The organism is Propionispira arboris, from assembly GCF_900109225.1.
Lineage (GTDB): Bacteria > Bacillota > Negativicutes > Selenomonadales > Selenomonadaceae > Propionispira > Propionispira arboris.
Genome location: NZ_FNZK01000002.1, coordinates 250,487 through 267,687, shown reverse-complemented (window position 1 = coordinate 267,687; position 17,201 = coordinate 250,487). Strand labels below are relative to the sequence as shown.

Genomic DNA, 17,201 nt, shown 5'->3' with positions numbered 1-17,201 from the left:
TCCACTCCTCTACGCATTTATCATATCAGCCGCCAGGCCCATGATTTTCTCTTTAAAAATTCTTTCATCCATAACTTTAAGATTTGCCGCCACTTTCACCTTAGCATCAATCTGCCCTAATATATCTTTTTGCAAATCCATACCCGGGGCAATCTCCGTTAATACAAGTCCCTCATCCTGCAATTCAAAAACAGCTCTTTCCGTAATAAAGATCACGGGTTGGTGAATCGATTTTGCATATTCTGCACTAAACGTAATCTGCTCTACCTTTTGAACAAATTTTTTAGATCTGCCTTCTTGTTCAATAACCAGCTTGCCATCCTTTATTGTTTCCCTAAGTCCGCCTGCCGTTAAAGTTCCACAAAAAACAATTTTTTTTGCATTTTGCGAAATATTAATAAATCCACCACAGCCGGGAATTTTCGGTCCAAACTTGCTGACATTTAAATTGCCAAAGCTATCAACCTGAGCAATGCCAAGACAAGTAACATCCAAATTCCCTCCATCATAAAAATCAAACATATCAGTCTGACAAATCATCGCTTCTGCATCTACCGTTGCGCCAAAGCTTGCCCCAGCAGCCGGTACTCCACCAAAGCCACCGGATTCAACTGTCATTGTCAACGTATCACCAAATCCTTCTTCAGCAGCTACCGTTGCGATACCTTCCGGCATCCCGATACCCAGATTTGCCTTACAATGAGGCTTTAATTCCATTGCTGCCCTGCGGGCAATGACCTTGCGTTCTGTAAGCGGCAGTGGAACGACATTTCCTAACGGAAATTTCACTTCGCCTGTATAAGCAGGATTATAATATTCACCATTTGTTTGCAAGAATTTGTCTTTATCTCCCATAACTACATAATCAACCAGTACCCCTGGAATTTTTATATCCATCGGTTTCAAAGTTCCCTTTACCGCAATTCGTTCCACTTCCACAATGACAATACCACCATTTGCCTTTGCTGCTCCAGCAATAGCAAAAGCTTCGGTTATCACAGACTCGCGTTCCATCGTCAAATTTCCGTTTTCATCCGCCGTGCTTGCACGAATTAAAGCCACATCTGGTTTATACGCCTTATAAAACAAATACTCTTCCCCATCAATCGGCATCAGTTTTACAATGTCTTCTGTTGTTTTTTCATTAAGCTTACCGCCTTCTAAGCGAGGATCAATAAAAGTCTTTAAACCAACCTTGCTCAGAACACCTGGTTTATTGCCAGCCGCCGCACGCCAAAGATGCGCGACAATCCCCTGTGGAAGGTTATATGCTTCGGTTTGATTTTTGGAAATCAATTCACCCAGGCGCGGTGCCAAACCATAATGACCACCAATAATTCGCTTAACCATTCCTGCATTTCCAAAATGATTTGATCCTTTTGTTTTACCATCACCAATACCAGCACTAAATTGAATCGTCAAATTTTTAGGGTGCCCATTTTTTAAAAAACTTTCTTCACAGGCTGCCGTTAAAGTTTCAGGATGCGCGCATCCAACAAACCCAGCCAAACCAACAAAAGAACCATCTTTTATCAGTTGTATCGCTGCTTCTTTCGTAATAATTTTCAATCTTATCACATCCTTATTTTCTTCAGCTATAAATTAGCGTAATAACGCTCCAGAAATAACCATTCGTTGTACTTCACTCGTACCTTCATACAATGAACAAATTTTTGCATCACGATAACAACGTTCTACTTTAAAATCTTTAATATATCCATACCCGCCATGAACCTGAATTGCTTTTGTACAAACATAGTCTGCTGTTTCCGCAGCAAATAATTTCGCCATGGCCGCTTCTTTACTAAAGGATTCCCCTCTGTCTTTTGCTGCAGCAGCATTATATACCAGCAAACGAGCAGCTTGTATCTGTGTTTCCATATCTGCCAGCATCCACTGAATCGCCTGTTTTGTAGCAATCGGCTTACCAAACTGAACTCTTTCCTTTGCAAACTTAACGGCCGCATCCAACGCTCCCTGAGCAATGCCGATTGCTTGTGCAGCAACACCAACACGACCACCATCCAAAGTCTGCATGGCATATTTAAAACCCTTGCCTTCTTCGCCAATAAGATTTTCTTTCGCTACATGACAGTCTTTAAAAATCAATTCTGTTGTCTGTGAACCACGAATCCCCATTTTATCTTCGTGTTTGCCAATTTCGAAACCAACCAGACCCTTTTCTACCACAAAAGCACTTAACCCTTTTATGCCTTTCGATGGATCCGTTAAAGCAAAAATGATATAGACATCGGCCAATCCACCATTTGTAATAAAGCATTTCGTCCCATTCAAGACATATTCATTATTCATCAATATCGCCGTACAAGTTCCGGATGCTGCATCCGTCCCTGCACCAGGTTCAGTTAATGCAAAAGCTCCTAATTTTTCGCCTTTACATAAAGGAACAAGATATTTTTTCTTCAAATCTTCCGATCCCCATTTATAAATTGGCCATAATCCTAAAGAGCAATGCGCAGAATAAATAATTCCTGTTGAAGCACATACTTTTGAAATTTCCTCTACAGCAAGCGTATAACTCAGATAATCAGCACCAGCTCCACCATATTCTTCTGGATAAGGCATCCCCATAAAATCATGTTTTGCCAATTGCTCAATTGTTTCTGCCGGATACCTGCCAGTCTTATCTATTTCTGCTGCAATTGGTTCACAGTATGTAGCAGCAAATTCTCTGGCACTTTGTTGTAATAGCGTTTGTTCTTCTGTAAGTTGAAAATCCATAATAAATCCTCCTCAATAATTTTTTATAACCGACACGTTTTTATATAACCTTGAACATTGAATTGCGTTTCCGTGTCATCTTTTGTTAATGCAACTCACATGCCAAACCTTATCTTTTTATCAAATTAAATTATCAAAAAACATCAAACCATTGATGTCTAAAGGTTATTTTATTATAAAAAAAAGTTATGGTTATTTTTTTGAGGCGCACGTAATGCCGACACTTCAAATAAAAAAAAGTGTCGGATCAACAGACAGTGATTGTCTGTTCCGACACTTTCCCAACACTTTTAAAAATAAATACGCTTTCTAAATAAGTTGCATTAAATATTATATATATATCATATTTCATACTTCTTTAATTTTTCATATAATGTTGACCGATGAATCCCCAGCATTTTAGCGGCTAATGCTTTGTTTCCATGTGTTTTATCCAAAACAGACCGCAACTGTGAGGCCTCATCAATATTTTCATTTTCGAAATACTCACTCTTTTCTTTTTCCAAAACAAAGGCTGGAATATCTTTGACTTGAATGATCATGCTGCTAACGGTCGCAGCAATCTGTTCCAATACATTAATCAATTCGCGTATGTTTCCCGGCCATTTATATAAAAGCATTTTATCGATTGCTTCTTCTGAAAATTGCTTAATTGTTATATTTAAATTATTACAGATAACCGGCATCATCATTTCAATGATTTCACGAATATCTTCTTTCCGTTCCCGAAGTGGCGGAACTTTTAAATAAACGACATTTAAACGATAATACAGATCTTCACGAAATAACCTTTTTTTTACTAAATCTTGTAAATTTTTATTTGTTGCAGCAATAAATCGTACATTACAAACATGGACATTTTCCCCGCCTACATGCTCGAATGTTTTATTCTGTATAACTCTAAGCAATTTCGCCTGCATAACCATTGGCATATCACCAATCTCATCCAAAAATAAAGTTCCACCTTCAGCAATTTCAAACTTACCTTTTTTCCCACCTTTCTTTGCCCCGGTAAAAGCCCCTTCATCATAGCCAAACAATTCTGATTCAAGTAAATCTGCCGGAATTGCCGCACAGTTAATTGCTACTAATTTATTATTATTTCTATTACTGGCATTATGAATGGCCTGAGCAAAAAGATCCTTACCCGTTCCACTCTCCCCTTGAATTAACACCGTTGTATCCGTTGCAGCTATTTTAGCTGCCAGACTTTTTACCTGGATCATATTCCTTGATTGCCCAATAATATTCTCAAAAGTCATCAATTTTGGCTGTAAATCATTACTCTTTATCCTTTTATTCGCTGGATTTTCTTCCATCAGTCTTTTATTTCTTTTTAATAATTGTTCAACCTCACTAATGTCCTTAAAAATCGCCTCGCCAATCGCACCAACCACTTTTCCATTTTTAAAAAATGGTACACGATCCGCAATAATTTGACGACCTTGCACGGATTGCATCGCATCCAGCTCAGGAATTCCCGTTTTCAATACAATATGCATCCTTGAATTTTCAACTGCCTCCTGCGCATTATGATTCAACAGTTTTTCACGGGGAATCCCCATTATTTCTTCATAAGCATCGTTAACAAAACGAATGATGTTATCCGTATCAACAATAATTAATCCTTGTTTTAAACTACTAAAGACTTGCTCCAATACCTCTGCTTTTGCCTCTAATTTAAGTAAATTTTCTTTTTCAAGCGTATTCTTGGGAAAGACATCCTGAATAATTACGACTGCACCAACAATTTTATAACCTTCACAAATAGGAGCTCGATTCACCGTCAATTTTTGTCCATTAATTTCGATAGTGGCACCTAATTCTTTTTTGCCCGTATGTACAACTTCCATAAGTCGTGTATTCGGAATAATATCATGGATAAATTTTCCCAAAGCACACTCTTGCGTTACACCAAGCAAACACGCGGCGACCGAATTAATCTGATTGATTATTCCATAGAGGTTAATGCCAATAACGCCGCTATATGATAATTCACTTAACTGCTGTACCGAATTCTTATATTTACTCAGCTCTTTATAAAAGATTTCAACAAAATCCTGTCTGTTTAATAAACCTATAATTTTATCATCATAATCAACAACTGGTAAATGTGTGATCGGTATCTGCCAAGCTTCCTCCAGTGTATTGTCAGGATGAACGGTAACTACACTTTTGGTCATAATACACTCAATACTAATCGACGTTGACAGTTGGTCTACCATCGTATCAATAATATCGGTTCTCGTTACAAGACCGCACAATTTTCCAGCTTCATCTAAAATAGGAACAGCTTCCAATTTGTACTTATAAAATAAATTTACAACATCTTTTAATTTTGCTTTTTTGTCCAAAACATGAGGATTCGGCGTCATAAAGTCTCGTACTAACATACCAATTTCTCTCCCTTACTTAAAAATCACGCATTCCGTCACAAATTTTATATCAAATTCAAAATGCAGCTCTATTATTTTTTTACAATCTATTATATTTCTTAATATGTACATTCTAACAAATATAATGCATAATCAAAAGCATTTTATATCATAAATAAAATTTATCACAAATAAAGCAAGCTGCATTTTTATCATATCTATAAATTTTCTTTTACTTATCCTAAGTTTTGCACTATTATAACAGAAGAGAAATCCATAATTATTTGTTTTATAAGGAGACCTGTTCAATGAAAACCTATACCATCTATCAAGTTGATGCATTTACTACGGAAAAGTTCAAAGGAAACCCTGCCGGCGTTATCACAAATGCTGATGGATTATCTGAACAAACAATGCAAAAGATTGCTCGCGAACTAAACAACTCGGAAACAGCCTTTATTTTCGCACCCGAAGATTCCTCACATGACGTCAAGCTTAGATATTTCACGCCAACAACTGAAGTTCCGTCTTGTGGTCATGCTACAATTGCCGCTCACTATGCTCGTGCCGTTGAAAAGCAGCTTTGCTCCTGCCAGCTCACACAAAAAATTGGCATTGGTCTTTTGCCTGTAAATATTATAAAAGCAAAGGATTATATCATCTGGATGACACAGGGAAAGATTGAGTTTTCTGAACTGTTTTCAGCCACAGAAGAAAAACAGCTATTGACCGCATTAGGCTTAACAAAAGCTGATATGGACCCACGCTGCCCAGCACAAATTGTTTCCACCGGGCACTCTAAAGTAATGATTGGCATCAAGTCACGTGCCAAGCTCAATACACTATCTCCTGACATGGGTATGCTGCGTAATTTTAGTACACAGATTGCCTGTAATGGATATTTTGTTTTTACGCTGGATGATGACACCCCTGAAATAGTAACCCATGGCAGAATGTTTGCCCCGGCAATTGGTATCGAAGAAGATCCGGTAACCGGCAATGCCAACGGTCCCCTCGGGGCCTACCTGGTTAAACACAAAATTGTAAAACATGATAATTCTATGTTTGTATTTACCGGAATACAAGGAGAAACCATTTTGCGTGAAGGCACAGTACATGTAAAAGTAAAAATCCAAAATGATGAACCAACGCAAGTGCAAATAGGCGGAACAGCAGTTATTGCTTTTAAAACACAAATAACACTATAAAAACCAGCTTGCATAAACTACATTCCGTTATACAACGATGCATGTAATCCAGCAGATGATATGCTATAATATTTTCAGTAGTTTCCCATATAGCAAAAATAAGCCCCCGCATCTATTATCAACAGATAAGGTCGTGTTAGTATTAAAATTTTCAACATAATAAAAAACTGTTTGTTTCTTATCATTATTATTGCCTTAAGTATTGTGATCTGGCAGCAAAATACCACAATACAACAAATTCAGACAGAACTTTCTGCCGAGCATGATATGTCTGCCGTTGAAAAGCGGTTATCAGATACTGAGTCCAGTATTGTTGATCTGCAAACACAAACAGCAGCCCTGCAAACCTACACAAACTCTAAATCAAAAACGGATTCGATTGAGCAGAAACTATCGACCCTTTCCATGCAGGTACAACAAAATACGAATGATATCCGTATGATAAATTTGTATAGTCCCCATAACATTGGAAGCGAAAAATAAAGGAGATTATTACTATGATAAAAAGAAATCTATTATTAATTACTTGTCTCTTTATGTTGTTTTTCACGACCGCTTCGGCGGCAGACACACAATCAAATTGGCAAACAGCTTATAAGGACAATGATGCCACAGTTTATTTCGATACAAACACCGTTAAAACCATTGGTTCTCCTGATATCCTTAGTGTAGATTTAAAAACAGATTTATCACAAACGATGCTTCAAGAAATAATGACCAAGTATAAAGCCAGCTATGATACAGCCAACTGGAATAAAATCAAGTACAGCGTTATCTATACGGTCTATAATCAAAAAGATAAAACCCTGTTGTCAAAAAATTATCGTTTTTTCGATGGTGACAATAATCTGATCGCGACAATAAACGATGAAAACAAAAGTGTGGTCAGCGCGAATTCAATTCAAAGCAAAACCTATGCGGCTATCTTCGAATGGCTTTATGAAAATTAATTTTATGCTTCATTACCAGCCAATTGATTGAGTTTATTCAGAGCTTCACGTTCTCCCATTAAAATTAAAACATCATCACAGCGAATTTTTTCTTCTGCCGTTGGTGTTACCACCATTTCGGTGCCACGTTGGATCGCAATAACAATAGCACCATATACGGTCTTAATCCCGCTATTTGTCAAATCTTTACCAACCAGACTTGAACCGTTGTGAATGGTGATCTGAGCCATATCCAGATGGATTTCCTGATTATAAAAGACATTTTCAAGCAAATCCATAATTAAAGGTTTTGTCAAGGCATTGACCATATGGCGCCCCCCCATCACCGCTGGCGAAACAACCGATGTTGCTCCAGCGCGACGCATTTTGTCTTCTGCCTCAGGGCGGTCCGCTCTAGCTACAATAAAAATATCCGGGCGTATGTTTCTGGCAGTCAAAGTAATATACACATTATTTGCATCTCCCGACAATGCCGCAATAACACCTTTTGCCTGTAACAGACCTGCTTCTAAGAGAACGTCATCCATCGTAGCGTCACCTTGGATAACCGGAACTCTTTCTTGTTCCAATCGTTCACAAATTACTGGATTATTGTCAATGACGACAAATTTTTCATTTTCTTGCTGCAAGCGAAGAATCGCATTCGACCCAACTTTTCCCGCACCGCAAATAATAACGTGCTGACTTAATTTTCCAATTCGCTTTTTCATTTCACGCCTCCCAAAAATATCTTTCATACGTCCTTCAACAACCAGGCTCACGGCTAAAGTCCAAGTATAAAATACAATACCAACACCAAAAATAATCAAGAAAACTGTGAAAATACGACCAGCTATAGTTTTCGGTGTAATATCTCCATATCCGACCGTAGAAATCGTTGTCACCACAAGGTATATGGCATCATAAATTGATAAATCCTCCAATGCCATATATCCAGAAACACCGCCTGCAATGACACAGGCTAAAAGTATAATTGCTAATTTCATATGCTGCAATACAGCTATAATGGCCATCTCCCCTATTATCCTAAGATAATCTAGTATACTTGCCCAATAAAAATACAAGTATACTAAATATACCATAAATGGAACAAAAAAAGGATACTTTAGATTTTATATCTAAGTATCCTTTTTTTGTAATAAATTAGCCTCATAACTAGCTTAACCTGCATAAAATAACTTTTGTAATCTAGTACTTTTGTGCTATAATTTGCATAAATGCCAGTTATTCTGCTTCATACGATTTCAGACCAAAGTGCTTGGAGATTTTTTAGCTATAGAAACACCTTTAGCTGTGAAGTTTAAATATACTACAATGCATTAAATACGATGTCAGTTGGTGGATTATATGCAGAGATCTCTACAGAAGATATTCGCAATTCTTTCCCTTTTATTTATTTTGAACACAGCTACAACTTTAGCCGAAGTAAAATCGCCTGAAGCCAGCAGTTTTACAATAAAAAATTTTGAAATTTTGGAAGATGTCGATGGACAATACGATTTTTCTACCGTAAGCTCACCTGATTTTGATGAAGCTTTTCACCAGCATGTGCAGGAAAACATTTCACTGGGCATCTCGCCTTCTGTTTTTTGGGTACGTTTTATTCCCCCGGCAGAAAATTATTTTGATGAATCCGATCCTCTCCTATTGAATTTTACCAATCCCAGCATCAATAAACTAGATGTGTATATTCCTGTTAAAGACTCGACAATCGCTAAAGGCAGAAACTACATTCTAAAACAAGCTGGCGCAGAGCGACCTGGTACAGCACGCGAGATTTGGGACGCTGACTGGACATTTTCTCTGCCGCATCAATATATTCAAGGCAAGTATATTTATTTACGCCTGCAAAGTGTTTCTGTTATGAACCTGCCCGTTATGATCTGGCAGGAAAAAGATTTTATCCATGCTGCTTTACTGAAAAACATCGCCTACGGGCTATTTTATGGCATTTTGCTTTCCATGGTATTCTATAATTTATTTATTGTTTTTGTACTCAAAGATCGAACCTATTTATTTTATGTCCTATATATCGCTTTCATGCTGATCTATCAATTCAACTCACATGGGCATTTAAGGTTATGGCTGGATATCGATTATCGACTTTACAATGCTCTATTTTGGTTCTGCTTATCAGCCGCATTTTCGTTCGCTGCTTTATTTTCCGCTAAATTTTTACAAATACATTCAGATGAGATATTTTTGAAACGAATCTTTAATTTAATTCTACTCCTGTCAATTCTCATTGGTATTTTGGGAATACCAGGCTGCTCAATTCCCGCAAATTGGCTGTCTCATGGATTAGGACTTATCCAGCCACTAGTTTTCATAGGTTTAGCATTCTACCGATTTCGCAATGGATTTCGCCCGGCCATTTATTATCTTCTCGCCTGGGGGATTCTATCTTGTGGAATTTTGGGCTGGATCTTCCTCCCAGATCGTACAACAAGCTCCAATGTACTCATGCTGGCAACTGCACTAGAATCTATTTTGTTGTCACTTGCGTTATCCGCACGCTTCCGTGATTTGCGGATTACACAGTTGACACTGACTCGCAATTTACATTATTATCGTGATTTAAGTTTGACGGATGCATTAACCGGACTATATAATCGCCGCTGCCTGAATAGTAAAATGCAAAAAGAAATCAGTCAGGCACTCACCGAAGGTATCTCACTCTCACTTATGATCATGGATATTGATTTTTTTAAAAAATATAATGATGCTTACGGGCATTGGCAGGGTGATCAGGTACTGGTAGGCTTTAGCAACGTTTTATTAAAGAACCTGAATGATACTCAACTCGCATTTCGTTTTGGTGGTGAAGAATTTGTTATCTTACTCCCCAATCTTGACGCAGTCGAAACTAGCAAAATCGCGGAAAATATTCGTCGTGATTTTGCTGCCAAAACATTTAGACCCACAAACAAAAAAACCGTTCAAGTTACAGTAAGTATCGGCATCTCAACACTTACTGCTCAAGATAATGAAGCTGCGTTATTTGAACGCACTGACAAAGCATTATATGAAGCAAAAACAGCGGGTCGCAACAGAGTCGTTATTCGTTAAGTGAAAAACAGCAACTACAATATACTAAGGCTGCTCTTACATATATCCTCATAAAAAGCTATTTTATTTTGAAAGGTTTTAATATTTTTTGTCGAATCTTATAAAAAGATACTAAATATAATATAAAAAGGAGTGAATTGTATGGCGATTAAAATTATGATTGTTGACGATTCTCCATTTTCACGAACAATTATTGCCGAAACTTTAACAGATGGAGGTTATGAAGTTGTTGGTGAAGCTGATTCACTAGAAACGGCGCTCGAAACGTATAATAAAACGAAACCTGATATTGTTACGATGGATATAGCTATGCCCGAAGCAGATGGCTTTGAGGTAAGCCGCGCCCTATTAAGGAATGATCCGAAAGCCAAGATCATCCTATCAAGTTCGATGAAAGACGAAGAAACGGAACTAGAGGCAAAACGTGTTGGCATTTCCGGCTACGTTCAAAAACCAGTAGAAGCAGATAATTTATTTGAAGTAATCCGTAAAGTCTTATCACCAGATACACTTTTCCAAGAATTGCTATCTCGTGGATTGGATACGTTCAAGGAAGCTTTGTCGCAAAACATTACCCGCATGGCCAAAACATCCGTAAGTTTCATTGAAGATGCCGAAATTGACGACCCTTATCAATCGAAAGGTGTCACTACAATCATTGGTATTATCGGTCAATACACCGGGACCATGATTTTGGATTTATCATTTGAAGTTGCTGAAAAAATTGCTGAAACGATCTTACGGCGCCCCGCCAAAAATCCTGAAGAAGTACTGGCTATGGTTTCTGAACTTGCGAATATTATCGGCGGTATTGCCTGTTCAATGCTCAATAAAAGAGAAAAAGCATTGGGTCTGCGTGTATCACCGCCAAGCATGTTCCATGGCAATTCAGCTGAGCTTGTAAGTCCTAGCGTTAAAATACACAAATCTTTAGCCCAAACAGAGTATGGCGTAATCTTCTTAGGCGTTGGTTTTAAAAAGGGGTCGACTTTATGGATGTAAACATTATAAACCCAATCTTATCCGCATTTACAGAAATACTACCGCAAATCGGTTTTCAGCAAATTGAAAAAAAGAAGATTGCCCTTGTTGGTTCGACCTTTGATTATGATGGCATTTTGCTCAACATTGCTATGATCGGTTCCATAAAAGGTGTAATTTTAATTGGCATGAGTATTGATGATGCCAAAAGCTTCGCTTCTAAAATGATGATGGGCATGGAAGTAGCTGAATTTGACAAATTAGCCCAAAGTGCTATTTCCGAAATGGGAAATATGGTTTGTGCGAATGCCTGCACACAATTTAGTAAAATCGACGTAGGCGGTTTGGATATTTCACCACCAACACTTATGATGGGGCAAGGTCAGGCTACACTGCCTGTTCCACAAGCTATTATCATAGATTTCACCTGCGACAATATTGACGTAAAAATTTATGTTGGACTCGCCTGACAGACCTCCGTCTTTCATAGCAGCCGCAAATCCGCCTAACAAAATTTTTGCACAAGCAAAAGGCAGATTCCTCGAGAATCTGCCTTTTTTATATTGTAAATCACGCTATAGCCCTGTCGCCTCGCAGTTGTCACTTCAATTGTTAAATAAAAATAAAATATTCCTTACATATATTTCAAAATCAAACCTATTTCAAATAATAAAACCTTATACTATGACTTGTAGAGAATTTGTTCCAGAGAATATAAGGAGGCTTTCCTCATGATGAAAAATAAATCAACTAAAATTGTTTCACTTGCACTTTGCAGCTTAATGTTTGCCGGTCTTTTTGGTGGTATTTCTGAAGCCCATCATCGTTATCACGAAGACCAATCACAAGAAGACACTCATTCACAAGGTGAAGTTAATACCGCCGGTATCGTAGGTGCTGTAGTTGGAGCACTTATCGCTAAAAACACCTAATACTAAAAAGTAAATATAAAAAGCAAGTATAAATTCATTTTATACTTGCTTTTTTAGTGTGCCAACACACCCCATTATCTTACTGATAAAAACTTTTGCAGCCCAGAATGTTTTGTTATGTACGAAAGAAACTATATACTTTTACACCGTAAAATCCATTTATAGAAATTCTTTGTGTTTTTGCAGTGAACACAACTCTTATAAAACGACTTTCCTATTGACATTTTATAACGAATCTTTTATAGTTGTGTAGTTACATTATCACAATTGATGTCCCGTTACAAAGGACTGTCTCATTAAAAATGAATAAAAGGGGTTTTTAAATTTTATGTCAGAACAAAAAAAAGGCCTAGGGCTTGCAACACAAATTTTTATTGGACTTATTTTAGGTATTGCTTTCGGTTATTTCTTCCCTGAATACGGGAAAAATTTAAAACCACTTGGCGATGCTTTTATCCGCATGATCAAAATGATCGTTGTTCCATTAATTTTCAGCTCATTGATCATGGGTATTGCCGGTACTGGTGATTTTAAAAAACTAGGCCGTTTAGGCGGTAAAGCAATTTTATGGTTTGAATTTGCTACCACTTTAGCCCTGGTTGTCGGTTTAGTCGTTGTAAATGTCTTAAAACCAGGTCTCGGTGTTGTTATAACGAATGGCAACAGTGATGCAATTGCTGAAGCTGCAAAAAAATCCATTAATCACATTGATATGCTGGTCAACCTTATTCCCACAAATATCATTGATGCGATGGCACGTCAAGATATGCTGCAAATTATTGTCTTTTCTTGCTTCTTTGGTGTAGCTGCCGCTGCGATTGGCAAAAATGGCCGTCCTGTCATTGATTTTGCTACGACTGTCGCAAACGTAATGTTTAAGTTTACACATTATGTTATGTTATTGGCACCGATCGGAATCTTTGGTTCGATTGCCTATACCGTTAGCACCTATGGATTAGAAATGCTTTTCCCTTTAGGAAAACTGATCCTATCTTTATATTTAGCTTTAATTATTTTTATTACACTTGTCATTGTAATAGCTTCCATTACGGTACGGGTCAACTTCTTTCACCTGCTTCGTGCATTGAAAGAACCGCTTATTCTGGCATTTTCAACAGCTGCCAGTGAAGCTGCCTTACCGATTGCAATGGACAAGCTCGAAAAATTCGGTGTACCAAAACACATTGTAACTTTTGTGCTGCCGCTCGGCTATACCTTCAATCTGGATGGTTCTACTTTATATAGTGCTTTAGCCGTCGTATTTATTTCTCAGGTGTATGGAATGCCTTTTCCAATTGAAACACAAGTCCTGATGCTGATTACTTTGATGTTATCAACAAAAGGAATCGCCGCCGTACCGGGTGCTTCCCTGATCGTTATTGCTGGCACAGCTGCCGCCTTTGGTCTTCCCGTGGAAGGGATTGCCATTATTCTTGGCGTAGATAGAATCCTTGATATGGCACGTACAGCCTGCAATGTTACCGGGAATTGTATTGCCGCCGTTGTTGTGGCTCGCTGGGAAAAAGAATTACCTGACGATGTACTTCAGATCGCTTATAAACAAGATTACGACGATTAATTTTAATAATGCATTTAGGCAGACGTAATGATTACGTCTGCCTTTCTTATTCTCCGATTTAGATCGCTCAGTCCATCAGACCTTTTGCCCCAAACTGACTGCCCAGCATCCGAATAAACAATCGTTCGGCTTTTGACATATAAGCATGCTGCTGAGCCTTAACGCACAAAGTCCAATAAGGCATATATTTTTGATCGATATAATAGTAATCTGCCTCATAAGCATTCGGAAAAATCCCTATATATTGTCGTGGAATAAAGCTAACTCCCAACCCTTTACTACTCAACCGTCTCGCCGTTTCAAAGCTTTTTGTTATTAAAATTACATTTGGTTCAAACGCAGCCTCCTGCAAAATCAAATCGGATATTTGCCGTATTTTTTGTCCTTCATTTAATAAAATAAACGGTTCCTTTTTAAACAATGCCAAATCAATCTTAGGATATTCACTCCCTGAATCTTGTTGAGCATATTTTTTTAAAAAATGATCTTTTTGCGTCACCAATAAGAAGGGATCTTCCCAGATTGCACTTTTGGCCATTTTCTTTCTGTATTCATTTTTCCATGAATCAGTCCTGATTTACCTAAGCAATGGCTTCAGGACGCTTGCTTCTATACTTATGATTATTCGCCCATAACAACGATATTGCATTTTCTGGTGCGTGGACGATTCTGATCCCAATCCACAAAATAAAAATAACCCGTAACCTGATTGATTTGAATGACCCCCTCTTTCACTGCGCAAGTCACACTTTCGCCTAATAATGATCCTTTTAAATGCGCTTCAGTATTAAGCAAGGATCTTCTATCTGGTACTAGGGCAGCATCACAATCTTTTTCACCAAAAGCAACATGTTCTGGTCCTGGATGATGGTATTGCCCTTCCGTAACACAGCGTGGTAATATTTTTTCCAACGTTTCATTTAAATCAACCTGTAGATACTCATCACCACAAAAATCACGATCATGTGAGTATTCCTCATATATCACCGAACACGTTGTATGCGGCGTTGTAATAACGACAATTCCATTTTGAATCTTACTTTTTACTACAGCTTCACGAACCTCTTTGGTGACTTCATGATACGAAACCCGATTACCATTGGATACCACTTCAATCTCTTCCTGATAAACTGCCATTTTTTATTTTCCTCCAGCCTTTCCTGCCTTTTCTACAGCATCGATCATTTCCCTTAACATCGCCTGCGGATTGTCGGCACATACAATACCACTCGTACAACCAGTGCCTTCCGCGCCTTCCATAATCACATGATAAACATCCTCACCCGTACGAATACCCGCTGCCTGCATCACCAAAATGTCCGGATTAATTGCTTTTATCTGCTGAATTGTCTGCTGGATATAACTCGTCGGGCTGATCGTCGCTTTCCCGATAAGATCGGTTGGTTCACATAGTAAAATATCTGGATTCAGCACCGCGATTGCTTTCGCTTCAGCAATAGAATCTGCACACACAATGGTATATAAGCCAACCTCTTTTGCCCGTTCCATTGTTTGAACCAAATCGACCAATTTTAAAGAATTTTCGGCATGATTCAAAAATACCGCTCTCGCTCCGGCTCCCACTAACATTTCCGGAACAATATGCCCCATGCCGCGCCCCATTTTTATACTCTCCATATGCTGTGCCGTCACGATAAGATTTTGTGTGTTTTCCGCGATCCTTGTAATATCAACAAAGGGCGCCGTAAAAAAAACATCAAAGTCTTTTCCCATTGCCGCAGCATCCGCAGCAAGTGCCAAATTCAACAAATTTTTACCACATAAATAGGATTTAGGGTTCACCATAAAAAAAGGTTTTCTGATTGGTTTCATGTAAACCGCTCCTTTACTATTTTATTGCTTGTGTATGAAAAACCTTATAATAGCGTCTGAGTACACTCTTCATGCCTTGTTTTGCTAAAGATTTTACAGCAAAATAATCCTTTAGCTGACCCATTTTCATTGCCGAATTCGCCGCTAAAATAAAATCTGTATAAATATTGATCTTACTAATCCCATTTTGCGCACATTTTTCCAGGTTTTCATCACCAGAAGACGACCCGCCATGCAAAACCAGAGGGATATCGACCTTTGCCGCGATTTCACTTAGTCGTAAAAAGTTAAGTTTGGGGCTGCCTTTATAAACGCCATGAGAGGTTCCGATAGAAATCGCCAGCGAATCAACCTGCGTTTTTTGTGCAAATTCCACAGCTTCTTCCACCGATGTATAAAAAGATTCATCCGTTTTACTGAGTCCAACTCCCACATGACCAATTTCGCCTTCTACCGTGACCCCCTTCTTATGTGCATATTCCACAACATTTTTAGTGGTTTTTATATTTTGCCCGAATGGCTGGGTAGATGCGTCAATCATGACCGACGTAAATCCATAATCAATCGATTTTGTGATCGTCTCAAAGGTCACACCATGATCCAAATGCAATATAATGGGAGCATTTGTTTTTTGTGCATAAAATTTCCCCAGCATAGCTGCTTCCTCTAATGATAAATACGTCGAATGCGACTCTGCCCATGATAAAATCAATGGCAATTGCAATTCACTGCTAACTTCCGTGTAAGCCTCCGCCGACAACTGATCCACAAAATCAGTAGCTGGTATCGCATATTTATTTTGTTTCGCTTGAAGTAAAAATTCTTTTGAACCTGTAAGCATTGTTCCATGCATCTCCCTATTTCTTTCATTGCAAATCTTGCGCCCTTTTCAATTTTTGAATTGCTTCTTTCATATCCGGTGCTTTATACACGGTTGTTCCTACTGCCAAAATAGTTGCACCTGCTTGAATCGCTTGTCTGGCTGTCACAAAATCAATGCCGCCATCCACTTCAATCTCCGTCGCTAAAGACTGCGCAGTCAGCAGTGATCGCAGCATGCGAATTTTTGCAAGTACAAATGGTAAAAATTTTTGTCCCCCGTAACCCGGATTTACCGACAATAACAATACACGATCTACGGTCGGCAATACTTCTTCAATAAAAGCTAACGACGTTCCCGGTGCAAGAGCAACACCTGCCTTCATACCCAATTTCTTTATATTTTCGATGATTTGATACATATTGGATGCTGTTTCGACCTGAAACGTGCATATACCAGCGCCTGCTTCGGCGAATGCTGCAATTTGCCTTTCCGGTGCCATCACTTGTAAATGGACATCAAAGGGAATATCCACCTTATCCCGCAAAGAAGCGGTAACCATTGCCCCAATCGTGATACTGGGAACAAAATGTCCGTCCATCACATCAATATGAATCGAATCTGCGCCAGCCTCTGCTGTCCGTTTCACCTCATGCGACAAACAGGAAAAATCTGCCGCCAGTATGGATGGTGATATTTGTATCATAAAAAA

Annotated in this window: 17 protein-coding genes; 8 read left to right on the top strand and 9 right to left on the bottom strand. The window is 38.4% G+C overall.

Annotated features, from left to right (window positions below; translation table 11 throughout):
* Positions 1-9: 9 nt before the first annotated feature.
* The 3 genes from BMY14_RS03190 to BMY14_RS03180 all read right to left on the bottom strand — a co-directional run bounded on the left by BMY14_RS03190 (position 10) and on the right by BMY14_RS03180 (position 5,135).
* Positions 10-1,569: an acyl CoA:acetate/3-ketoacid CoA transferase gene (locus BMY14_RS03190; protein ID WP_218144871.1), complete on the bottom strand. Its 1,560-nt coding sequence runs from the start codon at positions 1,567-1,569 to the stop codon at positions 10-12.
* 33 nt (positions 1,570-1,602) lie between these two features.
* Positions 1,603-2,742 (bottom strand): acyl-CoA dehydrogenase, encoded by a 1,140-nt coding sequence (locus BMY14_RS03185; RefSeq protein ID WP_091829139.1) that lies wholly within the window; start codon positions 2,740-2,742, stop codon positions 1,603-1,605.
* Positions 2,743-3,083: 341 nt separating this feature from the next.
* Positions 3,084-5,135 carry a sigma 54-interacting transcriptional regulator gene (locus BMY14_RS03180; RefSeq protein WP_091829137.1) on the bottom strand — a complete coding sequence of 684 codons (2,052 nt, stop codon included), beginning with the start codon at positions 5,133-5,135 and terminating at the stop codon, positions 3,084-3,086.
* A gap of 290 nt (positions 5,136-5,425) precedes the next feature.
* Between BMY14_RS03180 and BMY14_RS03175 the strand changes: the two genes are divergently transcribed.
* The 3 genes from BMY14_RS03175 to BMY14_RS03165 all read left to right on the top strand — a co-directional run bounded on the left by BMY14_RS03175 (position 5,426) and on the right by BMY14_RS03165 (position 7,275).
* Positions 5,426-6,325: a PhzF family isomerase gene (locus BMY14_RS03175; RefSeq protein WP_091829136.1), complete on the top strand. Its 900-nt coding sequence runs from the start codon at positions 5,426-5,428 to the stop codon at positions 6,323-6,325.
* Positions 6,326-6,496: 171 nt separating this feature from the next.
* Positions 6,497-6,808 (top strand): hypothetical protein, encoded by a 312-nt coding sequence (locus tag BMY14_RS03170; protein ID WP_091829134.1) that lies wholly within the window; start codon positions 6,497-6,499, stop codon positions 6,806-6,808.
* 14 nt (positions 6,809-6,822) lie between these two features.
* On the top strand, positions 6,823-7,275 hold the full coding sequence (locus BMY14_RS03165; RefSeq protein WP_091829132.1) for a hypothetical protein: 453 nt from the start codon (positions 6,823-6,825) through the stop codon (positions 7,273-7,275).
* 2 nt (positions 7,276-7,277) lie between these two features.
* On the opposite strand, the gene BMY14_RS03160 is transcribed toward BMY14_RS03165, so the two are convergent.
* A complete protein-coding gene (locus tag BMY14_RS03160; RefSeq protein WP_091829130.1) occupies positions 7,278-8,288 on the bottom strand; it encodes a potassium channel family protein in 1,011 nt (336 codons plus the stop codon).
* 385 nt (positions 8,289-8,673) lie between these two features.
* Here BMY14_RS03160 and BMY14_RS03155 point away from each other — a divergent pair, with 385 nt between their 5' ends.
* The 5 genes from BMY14_RS03155 (at position 8,674) to BMY14_RS03135 (ending at position 13,836) form a co-directional block, all read left to right on the top strand.
* Positions 8,674-10,344: a sensor domain-containing diguanylate cyclase gene (locus BMY14_RS03155; protein ID WP_177177459.1), complete on the top strand. Its 1,671-nt coding sequence runs from the start codon at positions 8,674-8,676 to the stop codon at positions 10,342-10,344.
* Between the two features lie 141 nt (positions 10,345-10,485).
* A complete protein-coding gene (locus BMY14_RS03150) occupies positions 10,486-11,346 on the top strand; it encodes a response regulator (protein ID WP_019552728.1) in 861 nt (286 codons plus the stop codon).
* Positions 11,337-11,795, top strand: a complete 459-nt coding sequence (locus tag BMY14_RS03145; protein WP_019552727.1) for a chemotaxis protein CheX — start codon at positions 11,337-11,339, stop codon at positions 11,793-11,795. The genes BMY14_RS03150 and BMY14_RS03145 overlap by 10 nt, the downstream gene beginning before the upstream one ends.
* A gap of 261 nt (positions 11,796-12,056) precedes the next feature.
* The gene (locus tag BMY14_RS03140) at positions 12,057-12,257 is read left to right on the top strand and encodes a hypothetical protein (protein ID WP_019552726.1); all 201 of its coding nucleotides are present in this window, start codon (positions 12,057-12,059) and stop codon (positions 12,255-12,257) included.
* 328 nt (positions 12,258-12,585) lie between these two features.
* Positions 12,586-13,836 carry a dicarboxylate/amino acid:cation symporter gene (locus tag BMY14_RS03135; RefSeq protein ID WP_019552725.1) on the top strand — a complete coding sequence of 417 codons (1,251 nt, stop codon included), beginning with the start codon at positions 12,586-12,588 and terminating at the stop codon, positions 13,834-13,836.
* Positions 13,837-13,903: 67 nt separating this feature from the next.
* On the opposite strand, the gene BMY14_RS03130 is transcribed toward BMY14_RS03135, so the two are convergent.
* From BMY14_RS03130 to rpe, 5 genes are all read right to left on the bottom strand, one after another.
* A complete protein-coding gene (locus BMY14_RS03130; RefSeq protein ID WP_245741238.1) occupies positions 13,904-14,374 on the bottom strand; it encodes a LysR family transcriptional regulator substrate-binding protein in 471 nt (156 codons plus the stop codon).
* Between the two features lie 83 nt (positions 14,375-14,457).
* Entirely contained in the window at positions 14,458-14,973 is a 516-nt protein-coding gene (locus BMY14_RS03125; protein WP_091829127.1) for a YjbQ family protein, read from the bottom strand.
* Between the two features lie 3 nt (positions 14,974-14,976).
* Positions 14,977-15,669, bottom strand: coding sequence for a triose-phosphate isomerase (locus tag BMY14_RS03120; protein WP_091829125.1), 693 nt, complete (start codon positions 15,667-15,669; stop codon positions 14,977-14,979).
* 16 nt (positions 15,670-15,685) lie between these two features.
* Entirely contained in the window at positions 15,686-16,510 is an 825-nt protein-coding gene (locus BMY14_RS03115; RefSeq protein ID WP_091829123.1) for a class II fructose-bisphosphate aldolase, read from the bottom strand.
* 25 nt (positions 16,511-16,535) lie between these two features.
* Positions 16,536-17,195, bottom strand: coding sequence for a ribulose-phosphate 3-epimerase (gene rpe / locus BMY14_RS03110; protein ID WP_091829121.1), 660 nt, complete (start codon positions 17,193-17,195; stop codon positions 16,536-16,538).
* Positions 17,196-17,201: the final 6 nt, after the last annotated feature.

Excerpts from the sequence above, each read along its gene's own strand:
- BMY14_RS03185 (WP_091829139.1), bottom strand. The coding sequence starts at position 2,742 with ATGGATTTTCAACTTACAGAAGAACAAACGCTATTACAACAAAGTGCC.
- BMY14_RS03180 (WP_091829137.1), bottom strand. The coding sequence starts at position 5,135 with ATGTTAGTACGAGACTTTATGACGCCGAATCCTCATGTTTTGGACAAA.
- BMY14_RS03175 (WP_091829136.1), top strand. The coding sequence starts at position 5,426 with ATGAAAACCTATACCATCTATCAAGTTGATGCATTTACTACGGAAAAG.
- BMY14_RS03165 (WP_091829132.1), top strand. The coding sequence starts at position 6,823 with ATGATAAAAAGAAATCTATTATTAATTACTTGTCTCTTTATGTTGTTT.
- BMY14_RS03160 (WP_091829130.1), bottom strand. The coding sequence starts at position 8,288 with ATGGCCATTATAGCTGTATTGCAGCATATGAAATTAGCAATTATACTT.
- BMY14_RS03150 (WP_019552728.1), top strand. The coding sequence starts at position 10,486 with ATGGCGATTAAAATTATGATTGTTGACGATTCTCCATTTTCACGAACA.
- BMY14_RS03145 (WP_019552727.1), top strand. The coding sequence starts at position 11,337 with ATGGATGTAAACATTATAAACCCAATCTTATCCGCATTTACAGAAATA.
- BMY14_RS03140 (WP_019552726.1), top strand. The coding sequence starts at position 12,057 with ATGATGAAAAATAAATCAACTAAAATTGTTTCACTTGCACTTTGCAGC.
- BMY14_RS03135 (WP_019552725.1), top strand. The coding sequence starts at position 12,586 with ATGTCAGAACAAAAAAAAGGCCTAGGGCTTGCAACACAAATTTTTATT.
- BMY14_RS03130 (WP_245741238.1), bottom strand. The coding sequence starts at position 14,374 with ATGGCCAAAAGTGCAATCTGGGAAGATCCCTTCTTATTGGTGACGCAA.
- BMY14_RS03125 (WP_091829127.1), bottom strand. The coding sequence starts at position 14,973 with ATGGCAGTTTATCAGGAAGAGATTGAAGTGGTATCCAATGGTAATCGG.
- BMY14_RS03120 (WP_091829125.1), bottom strand. The coding sequence starts at position 15,669 with ATGAAACCAATCAGAAAACCTTTTTTTATGGTGAACCCTAAATCCTAT.
- BMY14_RS03115 (WP_091829123.1), bottom strand. The coding sequence starts at position 16,510 with ATGCTTACAGGTTCAAAAGAATTTTTACTTCAAGCGAAACAAAATAAA.
- rpe (WP_091829121.1), bottom strand. The coding sequence starts at position 17,195 with ATGATACAAATATCACCATCCATACTGGCGGCAGATTTTTCCTGTTTG.